The organism is Fibrobacter sp. UWB10 (genome assembly GCF_900182935.1).
Lineage (GTDB): Bacteria > Fibrobacterota > Fibrobacteria > Fibrobacterales > Fibrobacteraceae > Fibrobacter > Fibrobacter succinogenes_O.
This window is the reverse complement of record NZ_FXUE01000007.1, coordinates 117,192-143,163: the sequence shown is the minus strand read 5'-3', so window position 1 is coordinate 143,163 and position 25,972 is coordinate 117,192. Positions and strand designations below refer to the sequence as shown.

The 25,972-nt window shown below is 40.3% G+C and carries 17 protein-coding genes; 12 read left to right on the top strand and 5 right to left on the bottom strand.

Going from position 1 to position 25,972, the window contains the following annotated elements; all coding sequences use genetic code 11:
* The first annotated feature begins 29 nt into the window (after nt 1-29).
* Complete coding sequence (locus tag QOL41_RS13880; RefSeq protein ID WP_283430244.1) at nt 30-659, top strand: GNAT family N-acetyltransferase; 630 nt, start codon at nt 30-32, stop codon at nt 657-659.
* A 71-nt stretch (nt 660-730) separates the two neighbouring features.
* Here the strand turns inward: QOL41_RS13880 and QOL41_RS13875 are convergent, their stop codons facing one another.
* Both QOL41_RS13875 and QOL41_RS13870 read right to left on the bottom strand, forming a co-directional pair.
* Nucleotides 731-2,410: an AIPR family protein gene (locus tag QOL41_RS13875; RefSeq protein WP_283430243.1), complete on the bottom strand. Its 1,680-nt coding sequence runs from the start codon at nt 2,408-2,410 to the stop codon at nt 731-733.
* Between the two features lie 131 nt (nt 2,411-2,541).
* Entirely contained in the window at nt 2,542-3,339 is a 798-nt protein-coding gene (locus tag QOL41_RS13870) for a hypothetical protein (protein WP_283430242.1), read from the bottom strand.
* A gap of 235 nt (nt 3,340-3,574) precedes the next feature.
* Between QOL41_RS13870 and QOL41_RS13865 the strand changes: the two genes are divergently transcribed.
* From QOL41_RS13865 to QOL41_RS13840, 6 genes are all read left to right on the top strand, one after another.
* Nucleotides 3,575-6,031, top strand: coding sequence for a type I restriction-modification system subunit M (locus QOL41_RS13865; protein WP_283430241.1), 2,457 nt, complete (start codon nt 3,575-3,577; stop codon nt 6,029-6,031).
* Entirely contained in the window at nt 6,028-7,320 is a 1,293-nt protein-coding gene (locus QOL41_RS13860) for a restriction endonuclease subunit S (protein ID WP_283430240.1), read from the top strand. The genes QOL41_RS13865 and QOL41_RS13860 overlap by 4 nt, the downstream gene beginning before the upstream one ends.
* Before the next feature lie 14 nt (nt 7,321-7,334).
* Complete coding sequence (locus QOL41_RS13855; protein WP_283430239.1) at nt 7,335-8,468, top strand: hypothetical protein; 1,134 nt, start codon at nt 7,335-7,337, stop codon at nt 8,466-8,468.
* Nucleotides 8,469-8,900: 432 nt separating this feature from the next.
* Entirely contained in the window at nt 8,901-10,652 is a 1,752-nt protein-coding gene (locus QOL41_RS13850) for a coiled-coil domain-containing protein (protein WP_283430238.1), read from the top strand.
* 93 nt (nt 10,653-10,745) lie between these two features.
* A complete protein-coding gene (locus tag QOL41_RS13845) occupies nt 10,746-11,564 on the top strand; it encodes a hypothetical protein (RefSeq protein ID WP_283430237.1) in 819 nt (272 codons plus the stop codon).
* Nucleotides 11,565-11,587: 23 nt separating this feature from the next.
* Complete coding sequence (locus QOL41_RS13840; protein WP_283430236.1) at nt 11,588-16,501, top strand: sacsin N-terminal ATP-binding-like domain-containing protein; 4,914 nt, start codon at nt 11,588-11,590, stop codon at nt 16,499-16,501.
* Between the two features lie 157 nt (nt 16,502-16,658).
* On the opposite strand, the gene QOL41_RS13835 is transcribed toward QOL41_RS13840, so the two are convergent.
* On the bottom strand, nt 16,659-16,832 hold the full coding sequence (locus tag QOL41_RS13835) for a hypothetical protein (RefSeq protein WP_283430235.1): 174 nt from the start codon (nt 16,830-16,832) through the stop codon (nt 16,659-16,661).
* A gap of 209 nt (nt 16,833-17,041) precedes the next feature.
* On the opposite strand from QOL41_RS13835, the gene QOL41_RS13830 reads away from it, so the two are divergent.
* The 3 genes from QOL41_RS13830 to QOL41_RS13820 all read left to right on the top strand — a co-directional run bounded on the left by QOL41_RS13830 (nt 17,042) and on the right by QOL41_RS13820 (nt 22,452).
* Nucleotides 17,042-18,514 carry an RNA-binding domain-containing protein gene (locus QOL41_RS13830; RefSeq protein ID WP_283430234.1) on the top strand — a complete coding sequence of 491 codons (1,473 nt, stop codon included), beginning with the start codon at nt 17,042-17,044 and terminating at the stop codon, nt 18,512-18,514.
* Between the two features lie 99 nt (nt 18,515-18,613).
* A complete protein-coding gene (locus QOL41_RS13825) occupies nt 18,614-21,757 on the top strand; it encodes a type I restriction endonuclease subunit R (RefSeq protein WP_283430233.1) in 3,144 nt (1,047 codons plus the stop codon).
* On the top strand, nt 21,757-22,452 hold the full coding sequence (locus QOL41_RS13820; protein ID WP_283430232.1) for a M48 family metallopeptidase: 696 nt from the start codon (nt 21,757-21,759) through the stop codon (nt 22,450-22,452). The genes QOL41_RS13825 and QOL41_RS13820 overlap by 1 nt, the downstream gene beginning before the upstream one ends.
* Before the next feature lies 1 nt (nt 22,453).
* On the opposite strand, the gene QOL41_RS13815 is transcribed toward QOL41_RS13820, so the two are convergent.
* Nucleotides 22,454-22,639, bottom strand: a complete 186-nt coding sequence (locus tag QOL41_RS13815; RefSeq protein ID WP_283430231.1) for a hypothetical protein — start codon at nt 22,637-22,639, stop codon at nt 22,454-22,456.
* A 304-nt stretch (nt 22,640-22,943) separates the two neighbouring features.
* On the opposite strand from QOL41_RS13815, the gene QOL41_RS13810 reads away from it, so the two are divergent.
* A complete protein-coding gene (locus QOL41_RS13810; RefSeq protein ID WP_283430230.1) occupies nt 22,944-24,074 on the top strand; it encodes a PDDEXK nuclease domain-containing protein in 1,131 nt (376 codons plus the stop codon).
* Between the two features lie 38 nt (nt 24,075-24,112).
* Nucleotides 24,113-24,472, top strand: a complete 360-nt coding sequence (locus QOL41_RS13805; RefSeq protein ID WP_088629003.1) for a hypothetical protein — start codon at nt 24,113-24,115, stop codon at nt 24,470-24,472.
* Nucleotides 24,473-24,847: 375 nt separating this feature from the next.
* Here the strand turns inward: QOL41_RS13805 and QOL41_RS13800 are convergent, their stop codons facing one another.
* Complete coding sequence (locus tag QOL41_RS13800; RefSeq protein ID WP_283430229.1) at nt 24,848-25,951, bottom strand: polysaccharide lyase; 1,104 nt, start codon at nt 25,949-25,951, stop codon at nt 24,848-24,850.
* Between the last annotated feature and the right edge of the window lie 21 nt (nt 25,952-25,972).

Genomic DNA, 25,972 nt, shown 5'->3' with positions numbered 1-25,972 from the left:
CTGGATGTTATCTAGTATCTCTTGGTTCAATGAAAAATTACACTATCCGCACGGAACAACCGCGCGACTTTAAAATCGTTGAAAACCTTACCCGCGAAGCATTCTGGAACGTATACCGTCCCGGATGCACCGAGCATTATGTGCTGCACTGCTACAGGAACGAGCCCGACTTTGTGCTGGAACTCTCGCTCGTGCTGGAAGTAGACGGCGAAATCATCGGACACGTGATGTACGCATGGTCGCACATCGACGCCGATGACGGACGCAAAATCCGCATGATGACCTTCGGGCCTATCAGCATCCGTCCTGACTACAAGCGCAAAGGCTATGGCAAAATTCTGCTCGATTATTCCATGCGACTCGCCGCTGAAATGGGCGCGGGCTGCCTCCTGATTTGCGGGAACATCGCGTTCTACGGCAAGAGCGGCTTTGTGGTCGCGAGTACCAGGGGAATTCGCTATGCCGACGACCTCGACAGCGACGCGCCCTACTTCCTCTGCAAGGAATTGCAGGAAGGGTTTCTTGACGGAATCACCGGCAGCTACCGCGACCCTTCCCTGTATTCTGTCGACGAGAATGACGAAGCATTCAAAAAGTACGATGCGGAATTCCCGCAGAAGGAAAAGCTAGTGCCGCCCGGGCAGTTGCAGTTAGGGTAAAAAGAGGGGCGCCGGATTACTCCGGCGCCTATTTTGTATATAGTTCACAGTATAGTAAGAAAAAATATTTTTTAAGAAGGCGCTCCGCTTTGTAGGATGTTATTATAAATAACAGTGCATTTCCCGAGATTTTTAAATAATATAGGAATGATCGCGTTGGGATATTTACTATTGATTATAGATATCATTAATGCGGTGCAGTCTTTTATTTTTTGTTCATAGTCAATTTGCATAATTGATTCAAAATCAAGTTCTACTTTATCAAATTGCCTTGTTGGCAAATCGTGAAAGATTTTAGATGCGATCATTCTGTTTCCATGAATCAAAAAAGCGTTTTTATCAGCGCCAAGTGTTTTTTCTGATATTATTTTTGCTATTTTTTGATCGATAATTCTTTGTATTTTCATTGCTCGTAACACGAATAAACTAGATGTGTTTGGATTGAATAGCTTTTTATATGGAGCTTTTGTTGTGTCTTCCCAGAGTTTTCCTATTTCTCTTTTCAATTGAACGAATAAAGTTATATCATTTGATATACACGAAAGTGCTGCGGTTGCATCGATTAAATCAAAAGTCGTATCATTCTTTTGTAATGATTCGTTTCTTTGTATTATATAAGAAATTCCTTCAACTTCTAGATCCTTTTTTATTCGCAATTGAACAGGGTCTAAACAAACAAAATCTCTGTTTTCGATTTTGTTTTGACGATTGTTTGTTTTTGTTATTTTATCACCATATGTTGCGTTTTCAGGACTGATTTCTATAATTCTGCAATGAACGAACGCACTTCCGACTTTTTCATAGTCTTCCCCAGCGAATTTCCCAATTGTACTTACTGTTTGAGCTCCGTTTACAATACTTATATTTTCGCAATGAAATACACCTAAATTACCGGCTGTTTTCGTTATTTTTTTTGATAAAACCGTTATGCCGTTATTGAAATACCAGAAATTTTCAGGTTCTGTTTGTAAAGTTTGCTTTATTTCTTCATTTACATCGGTTTCTCCAAGGACTCCTCGCAAGTTTTTATCAAATAAGCTTGGTCCATAATTGTGCCACCATTCAGCAACTGTGGCGGCATTGATTTGACCATAAAACGCTTTTTTGGGGGTATCGATTTTACCCCATTCTTTTAGAGGAAAATGAACTGTAATGGGTGCACTGGATAGGGATTTTTGAATGCTGGCGTGAAGGAAAGATTGATTCTCTTGAATAAAGGTCATAAGTTCACCAGCATCGTTAATCTCATTTAACAAATCGTTTATAGATCTTGTTGAATGATCGGATAAATTATTGTTCCCCGTATATACGAGAATGACCTTATAATGTGTTTGGGGATCATCTATTGCTTGATTAATTAATGATGTATGTCGGTTTAATTTAGAATTGAATCTATTGTACCGTTGATTTACAAAATCACGAATTCCGTCAACGAATTTTTTTACATCTCCAAGATCAGGCTCTCCTTGACCATCTTTCATCCACTTTGATTGTGATATGTACATAATTTTTTCTGTTTGATCGTAAAAAAAACAATCAATACCATTATCGTCACCACCGTCAATTATATAAGGAGCTATTTGATCTGACGATGCGTTACATAAAGTTTGGATACCAAATGCAGATAAAGATCTTGTTAACTCTTTTGTTTCCAATTCTCTATCGTTTGGAGAGCAATCGCTAAGATCTACTTTCCCTTGATAATGCGTTAGAAGGTGTTTTTTGATGTGTGTTAAATGTAAGCTACTCATAGTTTTATCAAGATATTTTGTTTGTAAAGTGAATCAAAATTGAATTTAATTTATTTTAAATGGGGTTAAACGGTTTATTTATGTAAAAATATATTTTCTTTTGTACTTGATTCTTTGCTGTAGATTTATAATTATGTCTCGCTTTCTCCTGTAATAGATTCACCAATTTTAGGAACCCATTTAGAATTAAAGCCGGCGAAAAAGCAACATACAAGTTGAACGTATTCGTTGCTTGCGATGTCTGGAAGTATAAGATTTGCTTTTAAAATAAGTATCATTATAAAACCAAATACTGTTCCACAAATTAATTTTGATCCGTATCTCCACTGCAGTTCTTCGTCAGGCTCTCTATTGATAACTTTTATTTTGTTATAAGAAAAGCAAAGCATAACAAAGCTTCCGAGCTCACCTTGTATTGCTGCTTGATAATATGTTGTCCTTTCTGGGTCTAATGATATTAACAAAAGAATAACGAGAACGGAAAAAGCAAAAATCAACATATATTTTTTAAACATTTCGACAATGCTTTGCGCTTTGAAACTGTCTATGAAATCATATACGTCAGATAGATACTTCTCGTTTTTCCTTCTATAGTTGTCGCTATATGCATTGCAAAAGCATCTTAACAACCGTGTTTTTTGTTTTATTTTTTCATCATCTGATAGGTTGCCGTTATCTTCTATTTCTGATTGAAGCTGTTGATACTCTAATTTGAAAGAATAGTGCTTTATTTCATTTGAAGCGGGATTGTAATCTGCTACAAATTCATTTAATCTTTTCCCGTCTAAACTAAATCGTTCAAGCATTAGGCCGGCAAAATCTTGATTTAGACATACAATTTGTTTGATTATCGTGCCATCTTCATTTGCGAATAGAGATCCTTCTCTTCCTTCGTACTTTTTTATTTTATTTTCAATCTTTTTGTTCATTTTTATCCTAACCCGCAAAAAAACAAAAAAGCACAGTAAAAGGGGGTCTTCTTTTACTATGCATCAAACACCGTTGCTGTATATAAATTATTTTCGGCCGAAAAGCACGATTTTTTTCTTTTGATGCCGATGAAGTTTGTTTTAACGGCAAAATTGTAAAGTATTTGATTCATTTTTCCTCCATTTATATATATTTACGAAACAAACTAACCCCCTCTCTACCTAGCGTTTTTATATGGCTATCAAGAAGAACGAACTCTACTCTTCTCTCTGGGAATCTTGTGACAAACTGCGCGGCGGCATGGACGCAAGCCAGTACAAGGACTACATTCTGACGCTCCTTTTTGTGAAGTACGTGACCGACAAGTTCAAGGGTCAGAAATACGCCGATATCAACGTCCCGGCAGGCGGTAGTTTTGACGACCTCGTCGCGCTCAAGAACAACAAGGACATTGGCGAAAAGATGGACAAGGCCATCGCGAAACTCGCCGAAGCGAACAACTTGACAGGCGTCATCGACAACGCAAAGTTCTTCGACAATTCCAAGTTCGGTAACGGCAAGGACATGGTCGATACCCTGACCGGCCTCGTGTCTATCTTTGAACGTCCGGAATTCAACTTTAGCAACAACAAGGCGGGCGGCGACGACATTCTGGGCGATGCCTATGAATACCTGATGCGCAACTTCGCTACCGAAAGCGGCAAGAGCAAGGGGCAGTTCTACACCCCGGCAGAAGTGAGCCGCATCTTGGCAAAAGTCATCGGCCTGGGGAAAGTCAAGAACAGAAACACCACCATTTACGACCCCGCGTGCGGTTCGGGCTCGCTCCTCATTCGCGCAGCCGACGAAGCTCCCTTCGATATCGCCATTTACGGCCAGGAAAAAGAAACCACGACGGCGGGCCTTGCGAAAATGAACCTGGTTCTCCACAACAAGGCAAGTGGCGAAATCAAGTCGGGCAACACGTTCTCGAACCCGCAATATTTGGACAACGGCGCTCTGAAACGTTTCGACTTTGTTGTCGCGAATCCTCCGTTCTCGCTCAAGAACTGGACCGACGGCTTGCAGGAATTTGGCCGCTTCGACGGCTATGACGATCGCCCGCCCGAAAAGAACGGCGACTACGCCTGGCTTTTGCACATCCTCAAGTCGCTCAAGCCCACCGGCAAGGCGGCAGTGATTTTGCCCCACGGAGTGCTGTTCCGTGGCAACGCCGAAGAATCCCTCCGCAAGAACATCATCGATCGCGGCTACATCAAGGGCATTATCGGGCTCCCCGCGAACCTTTTCTACGGCACGGGCATTCCCGCCTGCATCATTGTGATGGACAAGGAAGACGCTGCCGAACGCCAAGGGATGGGCGGCGGCATATTCATGATTGACGCAAGCCACGACTTTGTGAAAGACGGCCCCAAGAACCGCCTGCGTGAACGCGACATCCACAAGATTGTGCAGACCTTCGTGAACCGCATCGAAGACGACCCCAAGTACGCGCGCTTTGTCCCGATGGAAGAAATCAAGGTCAAGAACGGTTACAACCTGAACATCCCGCGTTACATCGACAGCGGCGACGCCGAAGACGAGCAGTCCATCGACGCCCATCTGAACGGCGGCATCCCCGCGGGCGACGTGGATTCCTTAAAACGCTACTGGGATATTTTCCCGGGCCTCAAGAACAAACTCTTCAAGAAATTCCGTGCGGGCTATTACCAGCTCAAGGTAGAGAAAGACGAAATCCGTGGCACAATCTTCAATGACGAAGAATTCAAGGCCTACGCCGAACAGATTGACAACGCCTTTGACGCATGGCTCAAGAAGTCTTCCAAGAAGTTGATGAACATCGACGGCTCGGTAGATGTGAAGAAGTTTATCATAGAACTTTCGGAATCACTGATAAACGAATTTCGCCACATTGAACTCGTGGACTTTTACGACGTTTATCAGGTGCTGCTCGCCTACTGGCAAAAGACCATGAGTGATGATGTTTTCGTGCTCAAGTACGACGGCTACATGGCCGGTGCCGAAATCGTGAAAATTTTCAAGAAAGAATCCAAGAAGGACGACGGCAAGAAAAAGGCCGAACCCAAGGAAATCGGCTGGGAAGGCAAACTCTTGCCCAAGACCGTCATCGAGCGTGTTTACTTTGCCAAGGAACAGGCCGAAATCGAACGTGCCGAACAAGTTGTCGCCGAAAGCGAATCCAGGCTCGAAGAATTCGTGGAAGAAAACAGCGGCGAAGGCGCAATCCTTGCCGACTACACGAAGGACGACAGCGAAGATTTGGACGCAAAGAAAATTGCCGCCAAGTTGAAGGACCTGAAAAAGCAAAAGGCAAACGTCAAGAACGAAGAATTTGAAGTGCTCTCCAAGTATGACGAGCTTGCCACCACAGCAAAGAAACAGGCAAGCATTGTCAAGGACTTGAACAAGGCTCTGGAAGAATCCGTAAAGAGCAAGTATAAGGAACTCTCGGAAAAGGAAATCAAGGACCTTCTCGTGAAACAGAAGTGGAGCTTCGCCATTTTCGAAGGAATCAAGAGCCTTTACGACACCACGAGCATGAAGATTGCCGCCCGCGTGACCGAACTCGCTGAACGCTACGAAAACACGCTCCCCGAACTCGAAGCCACCCTGGCAAGCTACGAAAAAGCCGTCGCAAAACACCTCAAGGCAATGGGATTTGAGGTATGAAAGAGACGAAATTCAAACAGACCGAAGTCGGCTTGATTCCCTGCGATTGGGAAGTGAAAAGACTTTCTTCTTTAGGATCCTTTTCAAAAGGAAAAAGTATTTCACGAACCGAATCAAATACTGGAAAGATTCCTGCCGTTCGATATGGCGAGTTATATACGGTTCACAATGATTATATAAAAACTTTTTATTCACATATTTCGGAAGAAATTGCACAAAAAGCGACTTTGCTGAAAACTGGAGATTTATTATTTACATGCTCTGGAGAAACTAAAGAGGATATCGGGAAATGCGTTGCTTATATTGGTAATGGCAAAGCGTATGCCGGTAGTGACTTAATCATATTGACTCCAAACAAAAAAATAAGTTCCCTTTTTTATGGTTTTCTGCTAAATACCGATATGGCTGTAAAGCAGAAAGCATCTATGGCTCAGGGTGACGCTGTTGTTCATATTTCTTCGGAATCGATTGGTAAAGTATTTATTCTTGTTCCTACGCTTGAAGAACAAAAACGCATTGCCCAAGCCCTTTCAGATGTAGACGCCGTCATCAGTACCACTGAAAAACTTATCGCAAAGAAAAAAGCCCTCAAACAAGGAGCAATGCAAACCCTTCTGAGCGGCAAAATGCGAATCCAAAACGGCAAGTGGATCAAAACCACCCACTTCAAACAAACCGAACTCGGCCCCATCCCCCAAGAATGGGAAGTGAAAAAAATAGGAGAATTAGGGACGTTTATTAGCGGTTCTGGTTTTCCAATTAGAGAACAAGGGAAAAAAAATGAAAAATATCCATTTTTTAAGGTCTCTGATTTTAACAATTCAGGAAACGAATATTTTCTGAAAAGAGCAAACAATTACGTATCTGAACAGGTTGCGCAAAAGCTTGGTTGTAAAATCGTTCCCCAAAACTCCATAATATTTGCAAAAATTGGTGCTGCGATTATGCTGGAACGAAAAAGACCAACTGAAAGTGATTGCTGCATTGACAATAATATGATGGCATTTCTCGTTAATATAGAGAATGACTTCAGATATATATGTTATTACTTTCAGCAAATGAGTTTCGGCAGCTTAGTGTCAGCAACGGCATTACCTAGTCTTGGACCTAAAATTATCGGTTCCCAGATTGTTTTAACTCCATCTAAGTCAGAACAAAACGCCATCGCCACCGTCCTCAGCGACATGGACTCCGAAATCGCAGCCCTAGAAACCAAACTCGCAAAATACCGCCAACTCAAAACCGGCATGATGCAACAACTCCTCACCGGCAAAGTGAGATTGGTATAAAAGGAGTGTAAAAAATGACCTTTACTCCAGACACCAGCGGAATATTAAGCCTATTCGGTTTTTCTTATCAAATAAAAGTATTCTGTAGTCTGGCAGCAAAGTTGACAGAAGGGCAACAGATTGAATTTGAATCTTTTGATGATATCGCCACAAATAAATCTATCGACCCTAATTTTTTTGATAAAAACATTAATGGGCAAATAAAATCTCCTTCGTACCAATCCATACAAGTTAAACATACAAAAATAACCAATCAGGTTGCTGAAAATGTATTATTGAATTGGATTCAAATAGAAGAGTCAACGTATAACATAAAAGAATATATTCTAATAACTGACAAGAAAGACCAAAGCACAGATTTGATAACAGCCATTGACAAAGATTGTTTCATAAATAAAGTTATGAATTCGCAAAAGAAGACAAATGCAAACATAACAAAAGTGAAGAAAATCTTTGAAAAAAAGACTAACCTTGAACGTAAAAATATCATATCAAGCATCCTAGGCAAATATACATTTTCAAGTATTGATATAAATGCAGATTTAAAAGCCAACTTCGGAAATCTCTTTCAAGAAGCAGCCAATCATGTACTTTATGAGCAAAGACTCGATGAATTTTTAACCAAAATCACCTGCAAAGTACTAGAATCAATTAATTCATTAAAGCCCTACACGCTGTCACATGAAGAATTTCAAAAATATATTAATGAAGTCTTAGACAGATTTTCGTTAAGTCAATCCTTGCCATCATACAACAATTACAGACTAGTGCACCCAATTGATTTAAACGATACAAAAATTGCAAACTCAAGAGAATATAAACAGCTGCAATATTGTACATCAAACAAAAATGTTCTAAGAAATTATTTATTAAATAAACAGTATTATAATAAGATTCGCAACTATTACATAGATGCATGCATGGAATCAAAATGTGGAGATATTGAAATCACTGCATACGAAAACTTTGAAAGAGTAAAAAGCGATTTGCAAGAGCAAGATATGGACACTCCCAAAAACAGGCTGAAAGAAACGACACAAGCACCTAATATCGATGCACAAAACAATCAAATAAGAGATGGCGTTTGCATTTATTTAACAGGAGATTCTATTCCAGAGGACACTCAGATTTCATGGAAGGACGATTAACATTTATGAATATACAACAGGAAGTTGAAATAATACAAAATAGCATATATTGTAATATTGTTTTCATGTTGATAGAAAAACATAAGAAACTTTCAATCATAAAAACAATCGTATTCTCTTATTTAATAAAAAAAGAATCATTAACGCCAAAGTCATTATTCAGAGTTACAAACGAGCAGGAAATCGTTTGCAAATATCTTTCTATACTATCAGGCGATACAAATCACATGTTTTATAGTGTTAAATACATTTTAAAATCAATTCATATTCTGATTTTAAATAGACTACTAACAGTTAATGGTTCTTTTTTAACGAGAACTAATAATTCTGCAAATTTTAAGTTCGCATATGAGGAAACTGGATTTGCAAATAAGGTGATTGAAAAAGCAAAAACGATGTCGGACAAACAATTTATGCGAGAGGTCCTTTCCAATGTTTAAAATTGAAAGAATCACTTTTTTCTCTACACACAACGAGTCTTACGATTACACCTTTGAAAAAGGATTAAATTATTTCATCGGAGGTAATAATACCGGAAAAACAGAGTTCTACAATCTTATAGACTTCATGTTCGGACATGAAATGAACCTTAGTGACATTGATTGTTACAAGAACTGCATTTCTAGGATTCAAATGGACTTTGTTTATAATAATGTAAAATTTTCTTGTGCGAGAACACTAGATATTGACAAAAATTTCCTATTCAATGCTTCTGACGGTTTTGACAAAGCCGACATATTGTCTAATAAAGAATACCGCACAAGATTAAATAAAATATTTGCAATCAATGATGAAGTACTTCGAAATTTGGAGGATTTTGCAGAAGAAGGTATCGGATTTAGAACATTCACGATGTTCAATTTCTTAGACGAAAAGAATCAAGGACAAACGCAAAATTTTTTATCAAAATGTTCATCTTTGAAATATTCTCTTCGATTAAGTACCATATTAAATTACATTTTCAATAAAAATCTAGAAGAGATTAAAAGAAAAGAACAGAAACTTAACGATTTGTTGATAAAATTGAGCAACCTTAATTCTTCAAAAAATAAATCGTCATTCATCATTAACATTATTAACGAAAATCTGCAGGTCATTTCTCCCAGTAATTATTACACAGGAAAAAATACTACTGAGATAAGCGAAGTCATCTCCAAAATCAAAAATATGAGCAATAAAATATCTCAGGCAAATAATCGAAACATTGCCGATTTGGTGGTGATGTACAATTCCATTTCAGAACAAGTGAAAAAATACAAAAATGAGATACATGATATAACTAATATAAAGAAATATGACAATAACAGAATCGACTTACTTTCACAATTAAAAAATTTGTCAGAAGGCCATCAAGAATTAGAATACCTCATATCTCCTATACGTTCCCTTTTAAATGATTTGGATGACGGAATTTCCTTCGATGATTATATAATAAAAGATGAGACTGTTAAAAAACTAGAGAAACAATTAGAAGACATCAAACGCGAAATAAAAGTTAATGATTCAAGATTTAAGATGTATTCTTTAGAAGAAAAAGAAAAATCAATTGCAATAATTGAAGAATATCTAAAGACAGATTTAGAATTTGTAACCGATGAGCAAATTGCAGATATCAACAAATCGATATCATCTTTAAAAAGAAGTATTCGTGAATTGCAAAATCTTGATGATGTCGTTGCAATAGATAAATTTTCAAACTATATAACCGAGCTATATACATCATTAAAAGACATTTCTAGTTTTGTCCAGGAAGATTTAAAAGAAAACGGTTTCAGAATTAAATATATCAAAAACGGGAATGTCTTACAACCTGTAAAGAAAACCATAGACGAACATTCAGGTAAAGAAACAGAGCAGATCTACCATACAGGAAGTATGGCTCGTCATATTGTAATTCAACTATGTGGATATGCCGCATTTTTAAGAAAACTCTTAACAGAAAAGAAATCTCCAATAATACCTTTTTTTGTAATAGATCATATATCAAAACCTTTTGATGAAAAAAACTGCAAAGCAATTGGGAAAGTTATTTTTCGGTTATTAGATGATGTTGGCGAAGACAATCTTCAAATATTTATGTTTGATTCAGAACAGTCTATTAATCTTGGAATTGATACAAAATATCAGAAAAACTTAGTAACAGATTCAAAAACGGGGTTGTGCCCATTTTTTGGCAAATCTTAAACATTTTCCACAAACTTTTCTCACACAAAAAGGTAAAGACAGGCATCAATTTCTAAAAAAATCAAAATAATACTGCAAAATGAGAGAATAAAAGTGAACAACGATGATGGAAAAAGACATAAAAGGGATTTTCTCAGAACCATTATCCTTCTAAAAGAGATAACGTTTTTCTCTGATCACTTATTCAAGGATTCGATTTTATCAAACAATCCAGCGGTCATGCTACGCAGGTACATAGATAATCAAGTCTATCTAAAATACGATTTCATACCCTTAAACCTTCTAAAAGAATCTCTTCCCTCCTTTAAGATTTATTGCAAAGAAAATCCCGAACTAGGCTCTCTATATAAAAAACTGCGTAAAGACTTAGATTTTGTCAACCATCTCAGGAATAAAGTGAGCGGCCATTTATCAGATGAAGCTCTAGATAAAATGATTCAGTGGAATCCTGATATTTATGATGAATTTACAAAGGTAAGCGCCGCTTTTCAGAAATTCCATATTTACCGAGCAATGTTAGAAGTTGCGGTAAATTCATTTTTAGATGAAAAGGGACAACAAAAGCAGTTTGGCCAAGAAATCGACTTCCAAATCCCTAGTGAATGGAAGAAGTTTTACGATTACCTGTTAGACACTGTCAACACAGCCATTTATTTTTTAAAGAGTGTCCAAAATATCATTAGGCCTAACATCAAATATATTAAGCAAGCTAAATCTTCATTAAGTCAGAAAGAACGGTCAGATTATTTTCGAGAAACTGCCCGAATTGCGTTTGAAATCGAAAATGATCAATCGAAAAAGAAAACCCTGCTTCCAAGAATGACGGAAATCCTCAAAATGTTTGGAATAGATCCGGAACCGTATGCAGAAGCTGGTCACACAGATTTCAGATTTAAACCCAAAGGTCGATAGAAATGCATAACAAGGAATATTCTATGTATATAGATGACGAAAAAAGTGCTATTTTGCCAGATTTTTTTCAAAATTTATTTGAAAAAGACTATAAAACACAAGAAGCGTATCATAGAATAAACCAAGACTTCAATGGTGAACTGGAAACTCGAGATAGTTATAAGGGTCGGGAAATATTAGAAATGCTGCAAAATGCGGAGGATCAGAAATCTTCATATTTCTTTATTTCTGTCGACACATCTACTAAAACAATCTGTTTTTATAATGGAGGGGCGCCTTTTAGTAAAAAAGGCTTTGACGCCATCCTTTATGCAAAAACGTCTCCTAAGCAAGGAAACCTCATTAGTATTGGCAACAAAGGGCTTGGCTTTAGATCTATTTTGAATTGGGCGGAAGCCGTAGACATTTACAGCAGACATACCCATGTTTCTTTTTCGGTTGGAATCGCAAAGAAAAAATGGGAGGAACTACGGAAATTTTTTAGCGATAAAGGATATGTTGAAAATATTAAAGAAATTCAAAGCAATGCAAATAGACTAAGAGAAAATAAACACGAAATAAATGTCCCTTTGTCAGTCTTTGCCGTTCCCGAAGCGACAACCTATGATGGATTGCCTAAAGATTTTTCGGCATTCGATAATGAAATTTCAACGGTAATTAAAGTAAAATATAAAAGCGAATTACAAAAAGGAATATTAGATCAATTAGAAGCAATACACAATGAAACGCTGCTTTTTATAAAAAATATAAAGAAAATCATAATCCAGATTGACAACGCTGCAACAACAATTTACAAAGAACTATCCAAGCAAGAATCGTGGAATGATGGATCTGTATATAAGTACACGATAACTAATGGGAAAAAAACTGATAGGTATTCCGTATATATGGAAGACGGAATATATAAAGAATATGAAAAAGAAGTAGAAGAATATACGGAAGAAGACAATTATCTCAGCCCAAAACTTACAAAAAAGAAGATTATTGAAAATTATCAGATTGGAATTGCAATTGTTGAAGCTAGTAATTCTGAGACTAACGGTTCAGCGAGTAATTCGAAAGGTTTTCCCTTATATTCTTTTTTTGAAACTCAAGTTAAGACGAACTTGCCGTGTATTTTGCATGGGTCTTTTAGTTTAAGTCCCGATAGAAAGCAACTACAAGATCAAAGCGATTATAATGACTTCTTGCAAAAGAGAATAGGCCGGAAATTCATTCAATTTGTTGAGTTTTTTGCAAATAAGCGGCAAGAGGAAGGTCTTGTTGACTGGTTCCCTTATGATCAAATTACATCATTAAACGACGATGGCGTATCCAGCGATTTAGATTTATTTAAACAAGAAATGGATAAAGCCTTATTGGATGCATCTATTTATCCCTCTATTGCCAATGGGTATTGCAAGTTGAATGATACCATTGCGTATACCGAAAACTTTGCCAAATTGATAAAAGAAAAGCCTATGTATGTTGAAGCTGGCTTTGGAAAACATTTACTAAAAGATTTTTCCAAACGAAAAGTAACATGCAATACAGATGATAATTTTGTTTCCATCATAAACAAATTGTCTGAGTTAATAAATGATAGGTATGAAAAAAACTCTCAAAGCGAAGATTGCTATGCGGAAAGAGTTGTTTTGTTAAATTGTTTATATGAAATCAATTATAAGAGTGATTTGTTTAAGGTCCTTACGGATGATAACCATAATCTCCTTCTGGGTGATGAAAAAGAGAAACTATATATAAATACAGGTATACAATTAATTCAACCGCCATCATTTTTACATTTCCAATATATAGATAAATATCTTATTAAGGCATTAAGAGAAAAATGGAATAATATATTGTTGAATTCAGATAATGTAGAACGCGGAATTGCGGATATTTTGCAAAAAAATATTGGTTTGTCGTATGTTTCCGCAGCAGACATTTCGCGAGTAAAAGAAAAAATTGTAAATGTACTTCATAACAAACCTACAAAAGAAGAATTCAAATCATTAGTAAAGTGCCTTTACGACTCATATCAAAATAATCCTGAATTAAAATTTTTGGATAGGACTACAAAAAATGGCCTTGCCTATTATCGTGACGAAAACAACACATACAAAACTCCCTTTGGAGAAAAAATCAAAGATTTGTTAATGATGGGGGCCGATGAGGATTTTCATCCATCAATGAGTCTCATCATTTATGACAAAGATTTTCCCCATGGATTAGAAAAAGAGTATTCCGAGAAAATAAGGGATAAATGGAAACTCTGGGGAACCGCAAATGAATGGAAAAATATCTTAAATGAGGGGGATGCTCAAAAAATAGAATGTTTTTTTGTCGATGTTATGGGTGTTGCATTATATGTTCCATTGAGCTTACATGGCTTTAGCGGAGATGAGTTGGTGGACAAACCTAATTTCTTGCAGAATGCATTTTGCACACAATCAGTTGGAGCGCAACATTATCGATCTTGGTATGTTACGGATTCTTACAAATACAAGGATTTGTGTAATTTGTCATTTTGCCCACAAAAATTTTTTTTACAAGAAGTAGGTGGTGCAAGTAAATGTACTTGGGAAAAAATACTAATTCTTTTTTTAAAGTCTGAATATATATACAAATCTCTTCTGCAGACAACTATAAGTTACAGATACCAAAGAGTTCTGAATGTGGATCACCTCAATATTAGCTTTACAGCATTTTCTATATCGGAATTAAGTTTGTTCGATCCGGTAAAAGACATACTTGTAGAAGCAGATAGAAATTTTGTTATATCAATAAAGAATAGGTCAGGGCGCGAACTCGCTGACATTGAGAACATATTGGTTCAACTGGGGGCTCATCGTACATTAAGTGACTTAGACATTCCTTCACTATACAAATTGTTAAATACGGTAACAGATAGATTTGAAAATGGGGAGAATGTTTCCATTCAAAGTGAGTATAAAAGATTAAGGAAGTATATACTAACTAAATACAAGGGCAATGAGAAAATAATTCAAAACTGTTCCGCAAAAATACCGAAACTTGTCGCAAAAAAGGGAAAAACATTAAGTATTTTTCCTAAAGATCAAGTCTATTATTGGGACAACGACAGGTTCCCTCAAGCAATATTAGGCACATTCCCCAAATTAGAAATAGGAGCAAAAGTTGGGGAAGAATCTGTTGAAAAAGTTTTTGGAATTAAGCGTTTAACGGAAATTGAACTCGAGATTTCAGATAATTCAGAAATAAATGAATCGTGCGAAGAAAGCGTGAGAGCAGCCTTGCAAAAAAGATTTCAATATCTTTTAGCAATTAGAAGTGCAGACGACGGAATAGAAAATATTTCAGTGTACGCAAATGTCTTAAAAAAAATTGGTATCAAAATATATAGCAAGTGCCTTTATCGAAAAAAAAATGAGGCTGACTTCCAAAGTGCTGCGGAAGGAGATTTATTACGACTAGGTTCAACATACATATTGTGTAGTTGCTGCGATTCTTATGAAGACGCTCTCAAAAATCCTCATTTTAGTGAATCCTTAGTCGAAGCCATCTGCCTTAATATGTCGGTTTCTGGAGTAAAATGGTTTGAATCTATTAGAGCTATTTTAAAAAATTCAATTGAAGAAAATCAGTATTTCTATGAAAAAGATTTTGCTGATTCCTATTATAAGGAATCTGTAACGAAGGCGTTTGGCATCACTGAAACAGAAAAAAATTTCTGGAAGGCTGTTTCAGAAAAAATGGAATGCGGTCCTTTTGATGAAGATCGGCTAAATGTCAGTGGAAAAGAAAAGGTTGAATACATTGATTCTGTCATCAATGGTCAAAATAAGTTAGTAAATATTTTTAGTGGAGGGTTGCCAGACATTGACAGTATGTCGTCTTTCGAGCAATATAAACTACTCTTGACATTGGGTATTGACGATGCGTCTATTTTGGGTGAGGCATCCTTAATTCAAGAATACTATGATGATTTGGTAATGAATGTGATTTTACCTAAATATACAGATTGTTATGCTGCGTACTTGCGTAGTAAAATTAACGAAATAGAAGATAAGAACTCCACAAAAAAAGAATACAGCGAAAAAGCAGCAGCATTTCTTGATGAAATTGAAAACTTTAAAAATCATGATGTATTTAACAAACTGATTGAGGAAATAAAGATTAAAATATTAACAGAAAGCGAAATTGAAGATGTTTTACGTAAAACGATAGATACGAATTTTAGTATTAAGTCTTCGATGCTAGATGAATACAAAGAGGAAAAAGTTGAAAGGATTGATACTTACGATAAAATCATGCAAAAATACGGACGTTCTGCGGCTGATGTAAAGAATGCAGTTTTGTCGTACTCTTATTTTGAGGGCTTTGAAAATTTATTTGAAGACTTCCTTATTCAGGAAAATACAAAAACAGCATCGCCTAATTCTGATTCTGATAATTCCGGTTCGATTAAGATCCCTCCCACTGGTAGAATATTGGAACCAGGTGAGTGGATTAACGACACGAAGCCTTCGTCAGGTGAAAAAAGGAAAAAGAAAAGTAAACGACGTCCATTTGCAACATCTGGAAGTAAAGATTCCGCAGGGAAAACTGCAGAGGAAATTACTTTAGAATGGTTGGAATCGCAAGAAAATCTTGAGATTGTGAGAGGTCTATCGTCAAATTTAAATTCCTTGATAGTCAATAGCAATGATGCTGCGCATAGAGATATTGCATATAAGGAAAAAGGATCAAAAGAAATTCGCCACCTAGAAGTAAAATCTGTTGAATCTGGTATAATTTATCTCTCTAAAGAAGAATATGACTTTGGATCCAATGATAAGAACAAAAATCTTTATGACATTGCTCTTGTAAAAGGAAATCATGTGGATATTTTAAAATCTCCATACACAATGCCGACATTCGATCCAAAACCAGATACCTATAAAGTTCGTATTAATTTGAAAAATAAGGATAAATAATCTTGTTGAGGTTAACAAATTGATAGTAGCCTCAATGTAAAATTACCTTACTCCCCTTGCCAATTTTAGGGATGTTAGGTACATAACACTTAAGCACGTCATTTCCTAGAAAGGAATGATGCGCTTTTGCTTTATATGGCTTTGCCGCTCAATCGTACTATTTCTTTTTACTTGCGTCGTAAGTGGCTTGCTTCTCTGCAACACAACAACTGAATTCCGACATAAAGGATTCTGCCCCCTGACGGATGTCTTCCAAGATTTCCTTGTGAGTCATTTTGGAATGTTTCAGGGAGTTGTATTCGCGCAGTTTGCGGATGTTGTCGAAAACCATCTCGCCCGTATGAGCGAGATGGTCGGAAATAGAACATGATAATAGCGTCAATGTAAAATTTTCTTGCCCCTCTTGCCAGTTATCTGGATATTAGGTACATTACATCCCAGCGCGTCATTCCGTAGAAAGGAATGATGCGCTTTTGCTTTATTTGGCTTTGCCGTAATGCGAGGGCGTTCCTAGTTGAAACAATAAACACAGGAGGCCCTATGGCGAGCGAAATTCTTCAACAAACAATTTCGTTAAAACTAAAAAATATTCTTGCTATCGGAGAAACTGTCGCTGTTGAATTCAAGCGCGCTGGCGGGCGTATTGGCGACGATGTTTATGAGTCTGTATGTGCCTTTTTGAACCGTTTCGGCGGCGACATTTATCTCGGGGTTCTTGACAACGGCAAAGTCGAGGGTGTCCCAGAAAACGCGGCTATCGACATGATCAAAAATATCATCAAAGTCGCAAATAATCCGACTCTATTTCAACCAACAACATATCTTGATCCAGAAATCATAAGATATAACAGTAAAACATTAATCCGCATCCATGTGCCACAGAGTTCCGAGGTGCATAGTTTTAAACGGATTGTGTACGACCGTATAAATGATGCTGATGTCAAAGTCTCTGCGACTTCGCAAATTGCGCAAATGTTCATTCGTAAGCAGGGAATTTTTACCGAACTGCGTATTTTTCCCTATCTGAAAAAAGAGGACTTGCACTTGGAACTGCTTGACAGGGTACGCCTTTTGGCGGTCAACAATGCTGGAGGCGACCATCCGTGGAAAAACATGGATGATGAGACTTTGTTGAAAAGTGCCGGACTTTATACCATGGATTACGACTTGGATAAACCTGGATTCAACCTGGCAGCGGCACTTCTGCTTGGCCGTGACGAGGTAATCCATAGCATTTGCCCGGCGTATAGGACAGACGCCTTGCTTCGTCGTGAAAATGTCGATCGTTACGATGACCGCGATGTCGTAGATACGAACCTTATCGATAGCTACGAGCGCCTTTTTGCTTTTGCCCAAAAGCATTTGCCGGACAAGTTCTTTGTCGAGGATTCGTTCCGCAAGAGCATTCGCAACATCATTGTTCGTGAAATGATTTCGAACACGCTGATGCACCGCGAGTTTACGAGTTCGTTTCAGTCGAAGTTCATTATAGAGCGTAACCGCATGTTTGTCGAAAATGCGAACCGTGCTCCTGCTCAAAAGATAATTACGCTTGAGAATTTAGAGCCGAAACCCAAAAATCCGACCATTGCGTCGTTCTTCAGGAATATCGGCTATGCTGACCAGCTCGGCTCGGGTGTCCGCAAAATGTTCCTTTATTCCAAGCCTTACGGCGGTGCCGATCCGACTTTTTCGGAAGGCGACGTGTTTAGAATAACAGTATCGTTGAATGATTATGTGAGTGAGCCTCAAAATGAAGAGGTTAACAATAGGGTTAACAATGAGGTTAACAATAGGGTTAACAATAAATTCAGTGAGATTCAGCAAAAAATGATTAATGTGTTACGCGAAAAGCCTACAATAACGCAAAGGGAACTATCGAGGCTCATATCAGTTTCTCTTGTACATATAAATAAAAATATGCGTGTTTTACAAGCAAAGGGTGTTGTGAGTCGTGAGGGTAATAATAAACGGGGTTATTGGATTGTTAATGAAAAAAAGGTGAGGTCTTAGGCCCGAAAAAGAGGTTGTGGAAGGGATTCTTGATTTTTTTGAACGTCTTTTATTAAAAGATAAGGTTATATTTATGCAGAAACCGTTCAAGGATCTGCAATGGCCGAACCGAATATCAACATTCCCGAACGCAAGACGCAGGCGAAGGTAATCAAGTTCTTCAAGGACGAATTGCATTACGATTACCTGGGCAATTTGTGCGAAGTGGCGAACAAGAACATTCGCGATGATGATCTGTTTGCGTTCTTGGTGGGTAAGCAGCACTATTCGGAAACGGTTGCACACAAGGCCATCGCCGATTTGCAACATGCGGCGGGCGATTTGCAGCAGGGTTTATATTCTGCGAACAAGACGGTTTACAGTTTGCTGAAGTATTCGCACCCGGTTTCTGATGCGGATGGCGAAAATGTCAGTGTCTATTACATTGATTTTAAAAATCCGGCCAACAACCATTTTGCCATTGCCGAAGAGGTGACCGTCAGTTCAACATTTGGCTCCAAGCGCCCGGACCTTGTCATTTATATTAACGGCATTGCCGTTGCCGTCATTGAGCTCAAGAAGAGTTCCGTTTCTGTTGCCGATGGTATTCGCCAGAACCTGACGAACCAGAAGCATGATTTCATTGAGTCGTTCTTTACTACGATTCAGTATTGCTTGGCGGCAAACGAAAGCGAGGGTGTCCGCTACGGGACAATCGCCACGCCGGAGAAGAAGTACTTGACTTGGAAACAGGAGGCGTTCCGCGAACGCTTGCAGGAACTGGACGACAACGATTTGATTATCGATGATAAGAGTTCGTCGTTTGACGGCGTTCTCTTCGAGAGTCTTTATTCGCTGTTCAACAAGGTCCGCTTCCTAGACTTGATTCATAACTTTATCATTTTTGATAATGGTGTAAAGAAGGTCTGCCGCTACAATCAGTATTATGCGATTCACCGCACGTACAACAGGATTACCGCGCAAAAGAAAGGCGGTATTGTATGGCACACGCAAGGTTCGGGCAAATCGCTCACGATGGTCTGGCTTGCCAAGCGCCTGCTGCTGAACAATCCGAGTCGCAGAATTTTGATTGTCACGGATCGTGATGAGCTTGATGACCAGATAGAACAGCTGTTCAAGGGCGTAGAAGAAAAGATTATTCGCACCAAGAGCGGTCGCGATTTGTTGGACCGTTTGAATTCTACCGAAGGTGCCATCATTTGTTCGCTGGTTCACAAGTTCGGTCGCCGTGGCGGTGAAGTTACCGACGGTGATTACGAAAAGTTCTTGAAAGAAATCAAGGATTCACTGCCACCGAACTTTAGCGTGAAAGGTGATTTCGTTGTATTCGTGGATGAGTGCCACCGCACACAATCGGGCAAGTTGCACAAGGCGATGACTGCTTTGATGCCTAAGGCGATTTTCGTGGGCTTTACCGGCACACCGCTTTTGAAGAAAGACAAGAAGACGAGTCTGGAAGTTTTCGGAAGTTACATCCACACGTATAAATTCGACGAAGGTGTGCGCGACCACGTGATTCTCGACTTGCGTTACGAAGGTCGCGATGTTCCGCAAGATCTCCGGTCCCGTGAAAAGATTGATGAATGGTTTGAACTAAAAACGCGTGGCATGACGCCTGTCGCGAAGGCAAAACTGAAAGCCCGTTGGGCGAATATGCGCACGGTTTATTCGTCTTACGACCGCCTGAAAACGATTGCGAACGATATCATCCTTGATTTTGCGAAGGATGCCCGTTTGGCGGAAGGTTGCGGAAACGCTATCCTTGTCGCGGATTCCATTTTTACGGCTTGCCGCTTCTACGAAATTTTTCAGGCATTGGGTTTTAAGAAATGCGCTATCATTTCTTCTTACACGCCGAATCCGGGCGACCTGCGTACCGATACGGTGAGCCTCGATGAGGATACGGAAACTTTCAGGAAATACCAGATTTACTTGAAGATGGTCGGAGTCGAAGAAGGCGACGATACTTCCCGCATTGACAAGAAAGTTGAGGCTTTTGAAAAAGAGGCCAAACGCAAGTTCGTTGAAGAGCCGGCCAACATGAAGTTACTTATTGTAGTCGATAAGTTGCTGACCGGTTTTGATGCTCCTCATTGCACATATCTGTATATCGACAAAAAGATGCAGGACCATGGCCTGTTCCAGGCGATTTGCCGCGTGAACCGTTTGGATGACGAGACGAAGCCCTTCGGTATCATTATTGACTACAAGGAACTTTTCGACGATGTGACCGACAGTATGAACAAATACACATCGGGTGCATTCGAAGGCTACGACGACAGCGATGTCGATGGCTTGATTAAGGACCGTGCGACTGAAGCCGAGAAATATTTCAACAAGATTCTTGAAGAAATCGAGACGCTTTGTGAAGACGTGAAACCGCCTAAGGACGAATCGGATTACATTCATTTCTTCTGTGGAGAAGGTATCAGTTGGCTTAAAAATCCGGAAGAGTTTGAGGCGTTGGCCCGCTTGCGTGAACGCTTCTACTCATTGGCGAGCAGTTTGGCGCGCGCGTTTGCCGAGTTGAAATCGCAGATTTTGTCGTTGCCCTATACCGAAGCCGAATGGAACGAAAAAGAAAAACGCACCAATGATTACGTGAATTTGCGTCAGGTGATTATGCAGGCGAGTGGCGACTTTGTTGATTTGAAAGCTTGTGAACCCGACATGCGCCACCTTATTGACAATTACATTGCCGCTGGCGATTCGACAAAGATTATTGAATTTGATGACACGACCTTGCTGGATATCATTGAACTTTGCAAGTTTGATTTAGTTGCCGGCAGAAAGCACGCTCAGCAAAGCGCTGCCGAAAAAATCGAGAACAACATCCGCCGCAAAATCGTTGACCAGATAAATGTCAATCCTGCGTACTACAACAAAATGTCAGAAATTCTGGATCAGTTGATTGAAGAACGCAAGAACGGCCTGATTGAATACAAGAAGTTGCTGGAACGCTATATTGAGCTTGCCAAAAAGGTGAATTCTTCGGCTGCAAGCGAAGATTATCCGGCCTCCGTCAAGGGAAGTGCCGCGAAGCGTGCAATTTACGATAACTGCGGAAGAGACGAAGGCTTGACGAATAGAATTTACGATGCTGTCATGGGCAGTATACAAGCCGATTTCCGCAACAGCCCGGTGAAAATCAACAAGATTAAGCGAGCCTTATTCGATGTTCTGCAAGATGATGCCGAAGTTGACCGCGTCTATGAACTTATCAGCAAGCAGAGCGAATTCTAATGCGGATGCAAGTGTCGGGCATTACAGTTGCCGTTACAAAAAAGGATATCAAGAACATTCACCTCTCGGTGATGCCGCCCGATGGCGATGTGCGAATTTCTGCACCGCTGAACCTTTCTGACGAATCCATCAAGATTTTTGTGCGCACCAAGGTTGCCTGGATTAAACGCCAACAAGAAAAATTTGCAAATCAGGCGCGCTTGAGCGAACGTGAATATGTTTCCGGCGAATCCATTTTTATTTTCGGACGTCAGTATTATTTGCGTGTAGAACATGACCGCGCAAATGGATTTGTAATAGACGGGCAAAATGTGGTTCTGACTGTTCGCGAAGCAAGTACCGCACAACAGCGCGAAAACTACGTGAACGAAAAACTCCGCGAAATGCTTGTCGCCGAAATTGAAAAACGCTTGCCCGCATGGGAAAAGAAAACGCACCTAAAGTGCAGCGGCTGGCAAACAAAAATTATGCAGAACAAGTGGGGCAGTTGCAACCCCGCAGGAAAACTCTGGTTCAATCTGCATTTGGCACATACGCCCATCCGCTGCCTGGATTACGTGATATTGCACGAACTCTTGCACCTGAAAGTTCGCCATCACAACAAAGATTACATCGCGCTGCTCGACAAGTACATGCCCTTCTGGCAAGAAGTCCGCAAGGAACTTAACGATTTTGTGCTCATGCCGATGAAATAAATTATTTCTTCCTCATCTTCCCGCCGGCAATAACCACCAGCAACGCGCCAGCGGCTACGCCGCCGACTTTCTTGAGGTCGCTCCAGAATTGCCGCCGTTTTGCCTTGCACTGCTCGCAAAGCTTCTCGGTGTCTTCGGTCTTGTCGCAGCCGCACTTCTTGCAGGTGTTCCAGAGTTTTTGAGTCATAGTTAGCTTCCTTGGCGCTTGGTTTTTAATATACACTTTTATTCCGGCCGCTTTGTAAAATTTTTTCCTAACCCTTGCCACATCTGTCGATTTTAGGTACATTAACGCCCGACGCATCTCGCTGTTTTAAGGCGAGGTGCGTTTTTGCGTTTACAACGCAACGCGCTTCGCCTCGGCAATGGAAATAAACATGTTTATTTCCGCTGCTCTCGGCTTGGGCGCGTTTGTTTTAACCGGCTTTTCGGTTTTGCAAGAACGCCTCTAACATCAACCGGTTGCAAATTGCGGCCACTTGGAGGCTATAATGGAAAAAATAAGTCCTTTTTATAACGATGCTGTTCAGCAGATAAAGTCTGCTATTCTCGAAAGTCAGTTGGAGACGGCTCGGGCGGCCAACAAGCAGATGCTATCGCTATACTATGCGATAGGCAAGTTCGTTTCCGAAAATTCCCGCAAGGGAACCTGGGGTACAGGGGCGATAGATACAATAAGTGCTCAACTTCGGCGGGAATTGCCTGGATTGCGAGGATTTTCGGCATCTAACATCAAAAAAATGAGGATATTCTTTGAGCGATGGCTCCCTGTTTTAAATTGCCAGCCAACGGCTGACGAATTAGAAAATGTCGAAAATAGCGAAAAATCGGCAAAAATACCGATTTTTGCGCTTCTTAATCTAAATCGTTCGCCATTGGCGAACGAATTGGACTTCACCGAATTTCTAGAGTTGAGTTTTACTCACCATATGGAAATCCTTCTGAAGACCTCCACTTTGGAAGAGCGTGCTTTCTACATTCATCAGGCACTCATAAACCATTGGGACAAGTACGCTCTGCGCGATTACCTCAAGGCGGATTTGTATCACCACCAAGGGCAACTCCCCAATAATTTCGCATTAACCTTGCCCAAAACGCTCCATGCGCAAAAGGCAATCTCGATGTTCAAGGACGAATACTTGCTTGACTTTGTCAATGTGGAAGAACTTGACGAGCGTAATCCCCAGGATATTGACGAGCGCGTTGTCGAAAATTCCATTGTCCAGAATGTCAAGAACTTTATTTTGACGTTTGGAAAGGATTTCACGTACGTCGGTCATCAAGTCCATATCGAAAAACTTGAACATGATATGTGGGTGGATCTGCTCTTCTATAATCGCGAATTACAGAGTCTTGTCGTTGTGGAATTAAAGAAGGGGGAGTTCAAGCCTGCGTATCTCGGACAGCTCTCGGCATATATGCGCGTGCTGAACGACGACGAACGGAAGGCAAACGAAAATCCGGTCATCGGCATTATTCTGTGTAAGGGTGCGGACAAGTCATTTGTTGAGTATCTGTTGCAAGATTACAACCAGCCCATGGGTGTTGCGACCTATAAGGTTATGCCGGAAAAACTGAAAGCCGTCATGCCCGACGAAAAATTGCTCTTGGAAGTTATGTAAAACCCGAAATTAAGTTTAATCATAAAAACGAGGGAAAAATGAACTATACATTTACAGAACAAGAAGTTGAAATGATGTATTACTGGGGACAATATGCTGATGGTGAAAGCGGCTTCACTGAAGAAGAACAAAAATTGTACGATAAAATAGAGCGAATTTTTACGCCGTTGCAAAAAGAAAAAGATGAATCTCGCAAGATTGTAGAATTCTTTGAAGAGATATGCAGTACATATAAGGGGGTGTCATATTCTTTGCGATTCCCCGGAGGAAATTGCATAAGATTCATTGACGTAGATAAAGACCTTTGCTTCGATACGAAAAAGTCAAAGTACACGGATGTGGTGTTGGAGGTATCTAAGATTATAAACAAATTGAAGTTGAAAAAAAGGGAGGGGTAGATTACCCAATTGTGAACTGAAGGAGATTATTATGTCAATGCCTATAGATATTGAAACTTTGCTGAACAAGCAGCGGATTGAAAGTGAACGGATAGAATTTAAGAGAGGGTGGAATCCTGCGGGGATGTTGTAGTTATGAAATCACCTGAAGTTTCGGATGAAACAGAAAAGTGGCCCCAAAAGTGGCCCAAAATGTGGCCCAAAATTCCGTGCGGATGACACAATAAATGATACAATAAAAGGCCGAAATTTTGCGGTCGAAAATTTTGACCGCAAATGAAATGTGATTGCGGTTGGGCGATAAGTTAGGTAATAAGTTGGGTGAATGGTTGGGTGATAGGATAAACGGCAGGATAAATGATAGGATAAAATCCCCTACCTCACAACCTTAACTCTTTTCCCATTCTTGAGCTGGTGCGTGGTGGCGTCGGGGAGGGTGTTTTTGCGGCCGACGAGTGTGCCGTCGATTCGGTAGGTTTCAACGGGTGCGATTGTGGCGCGGTTCTGAGCCCGCGGCATAATCCGTTCGGGGCCCTGCCCGCAATTTTCACCTTCGCAGGTGCCGCTAGTGTCTGGAGCATTGGCCGTCACGGCGATGGAATCCGTCGATACGGTGAAGTTGTCGTAGCGGATAAAGCAGTCGTGGGTGGGGGCCCATTCGGCGCTGCTTCCGCCGTGGAATGTGGAGAGGTAGAACTTGTCAACTTTCACGGTGTCGTAGTCGCGGAGCCTGAGGGTATCCACATCTAGCGCGAGTTCGCCGTCAAGCCAAGTCTGCACGCGACCGTTCTTGTCGCCGTTGCCGGGAGAGGCGATGGTATTCATACTTACTTTGTTTACAATGCGGTGCCAGGTGCCGGTGGTGAACTGTTTTTGCGGGATGGTGCCGTTCAAGTCCCACTTGAAATCGTCGCCGTATACGGACTCTTGCCCCATGAAGTAGATGAGCTGCACGGCGTTGCCGTCTTTGCGCCACATGATGCGTGCGCTCCAGCCGTCGCCGGTTTCGGGCATGGCGTTGCCGGTGTAGCACTTGCCGCCGCATAGGCCGGGGAGCTTGCCACCGAGCTGGAACTCGAATCCGTCTTCGAAGAATATGTCGTAGGCGCTCCACATGGTGTCGGCGGTTTTAACGAGGGGCTGGATGATTTGCGCGGCGCAGGCGGGGGTGTCATTGTCGTTCGGGCCCACGCAACCCTTGGGGTATTTGAGCTGCAGTACGTTGCCGTGTTCTTCGCCGTCGTACACAACCTTGGAGTTTTCGCCATTGTTCTTGTCCATGGCGTACCACCAGCTTTTGTCGTAATCGTTGCGCTTGAAGTCTTCCTTGGCCTCTGCATTGCCGTACACGCCGACTTCGCGGTTCTCGAAGTTCACGAACGAGACGGTGTCGGAGGCCGTTTGCGCGAAGGCGGGCGCTTGAGTAAGCGCGGTGACGGCGAATGCTGCGACGAAGGTGCGGTGGATTTTCATACTCATGCTTTTAAAATAATCTTTTTT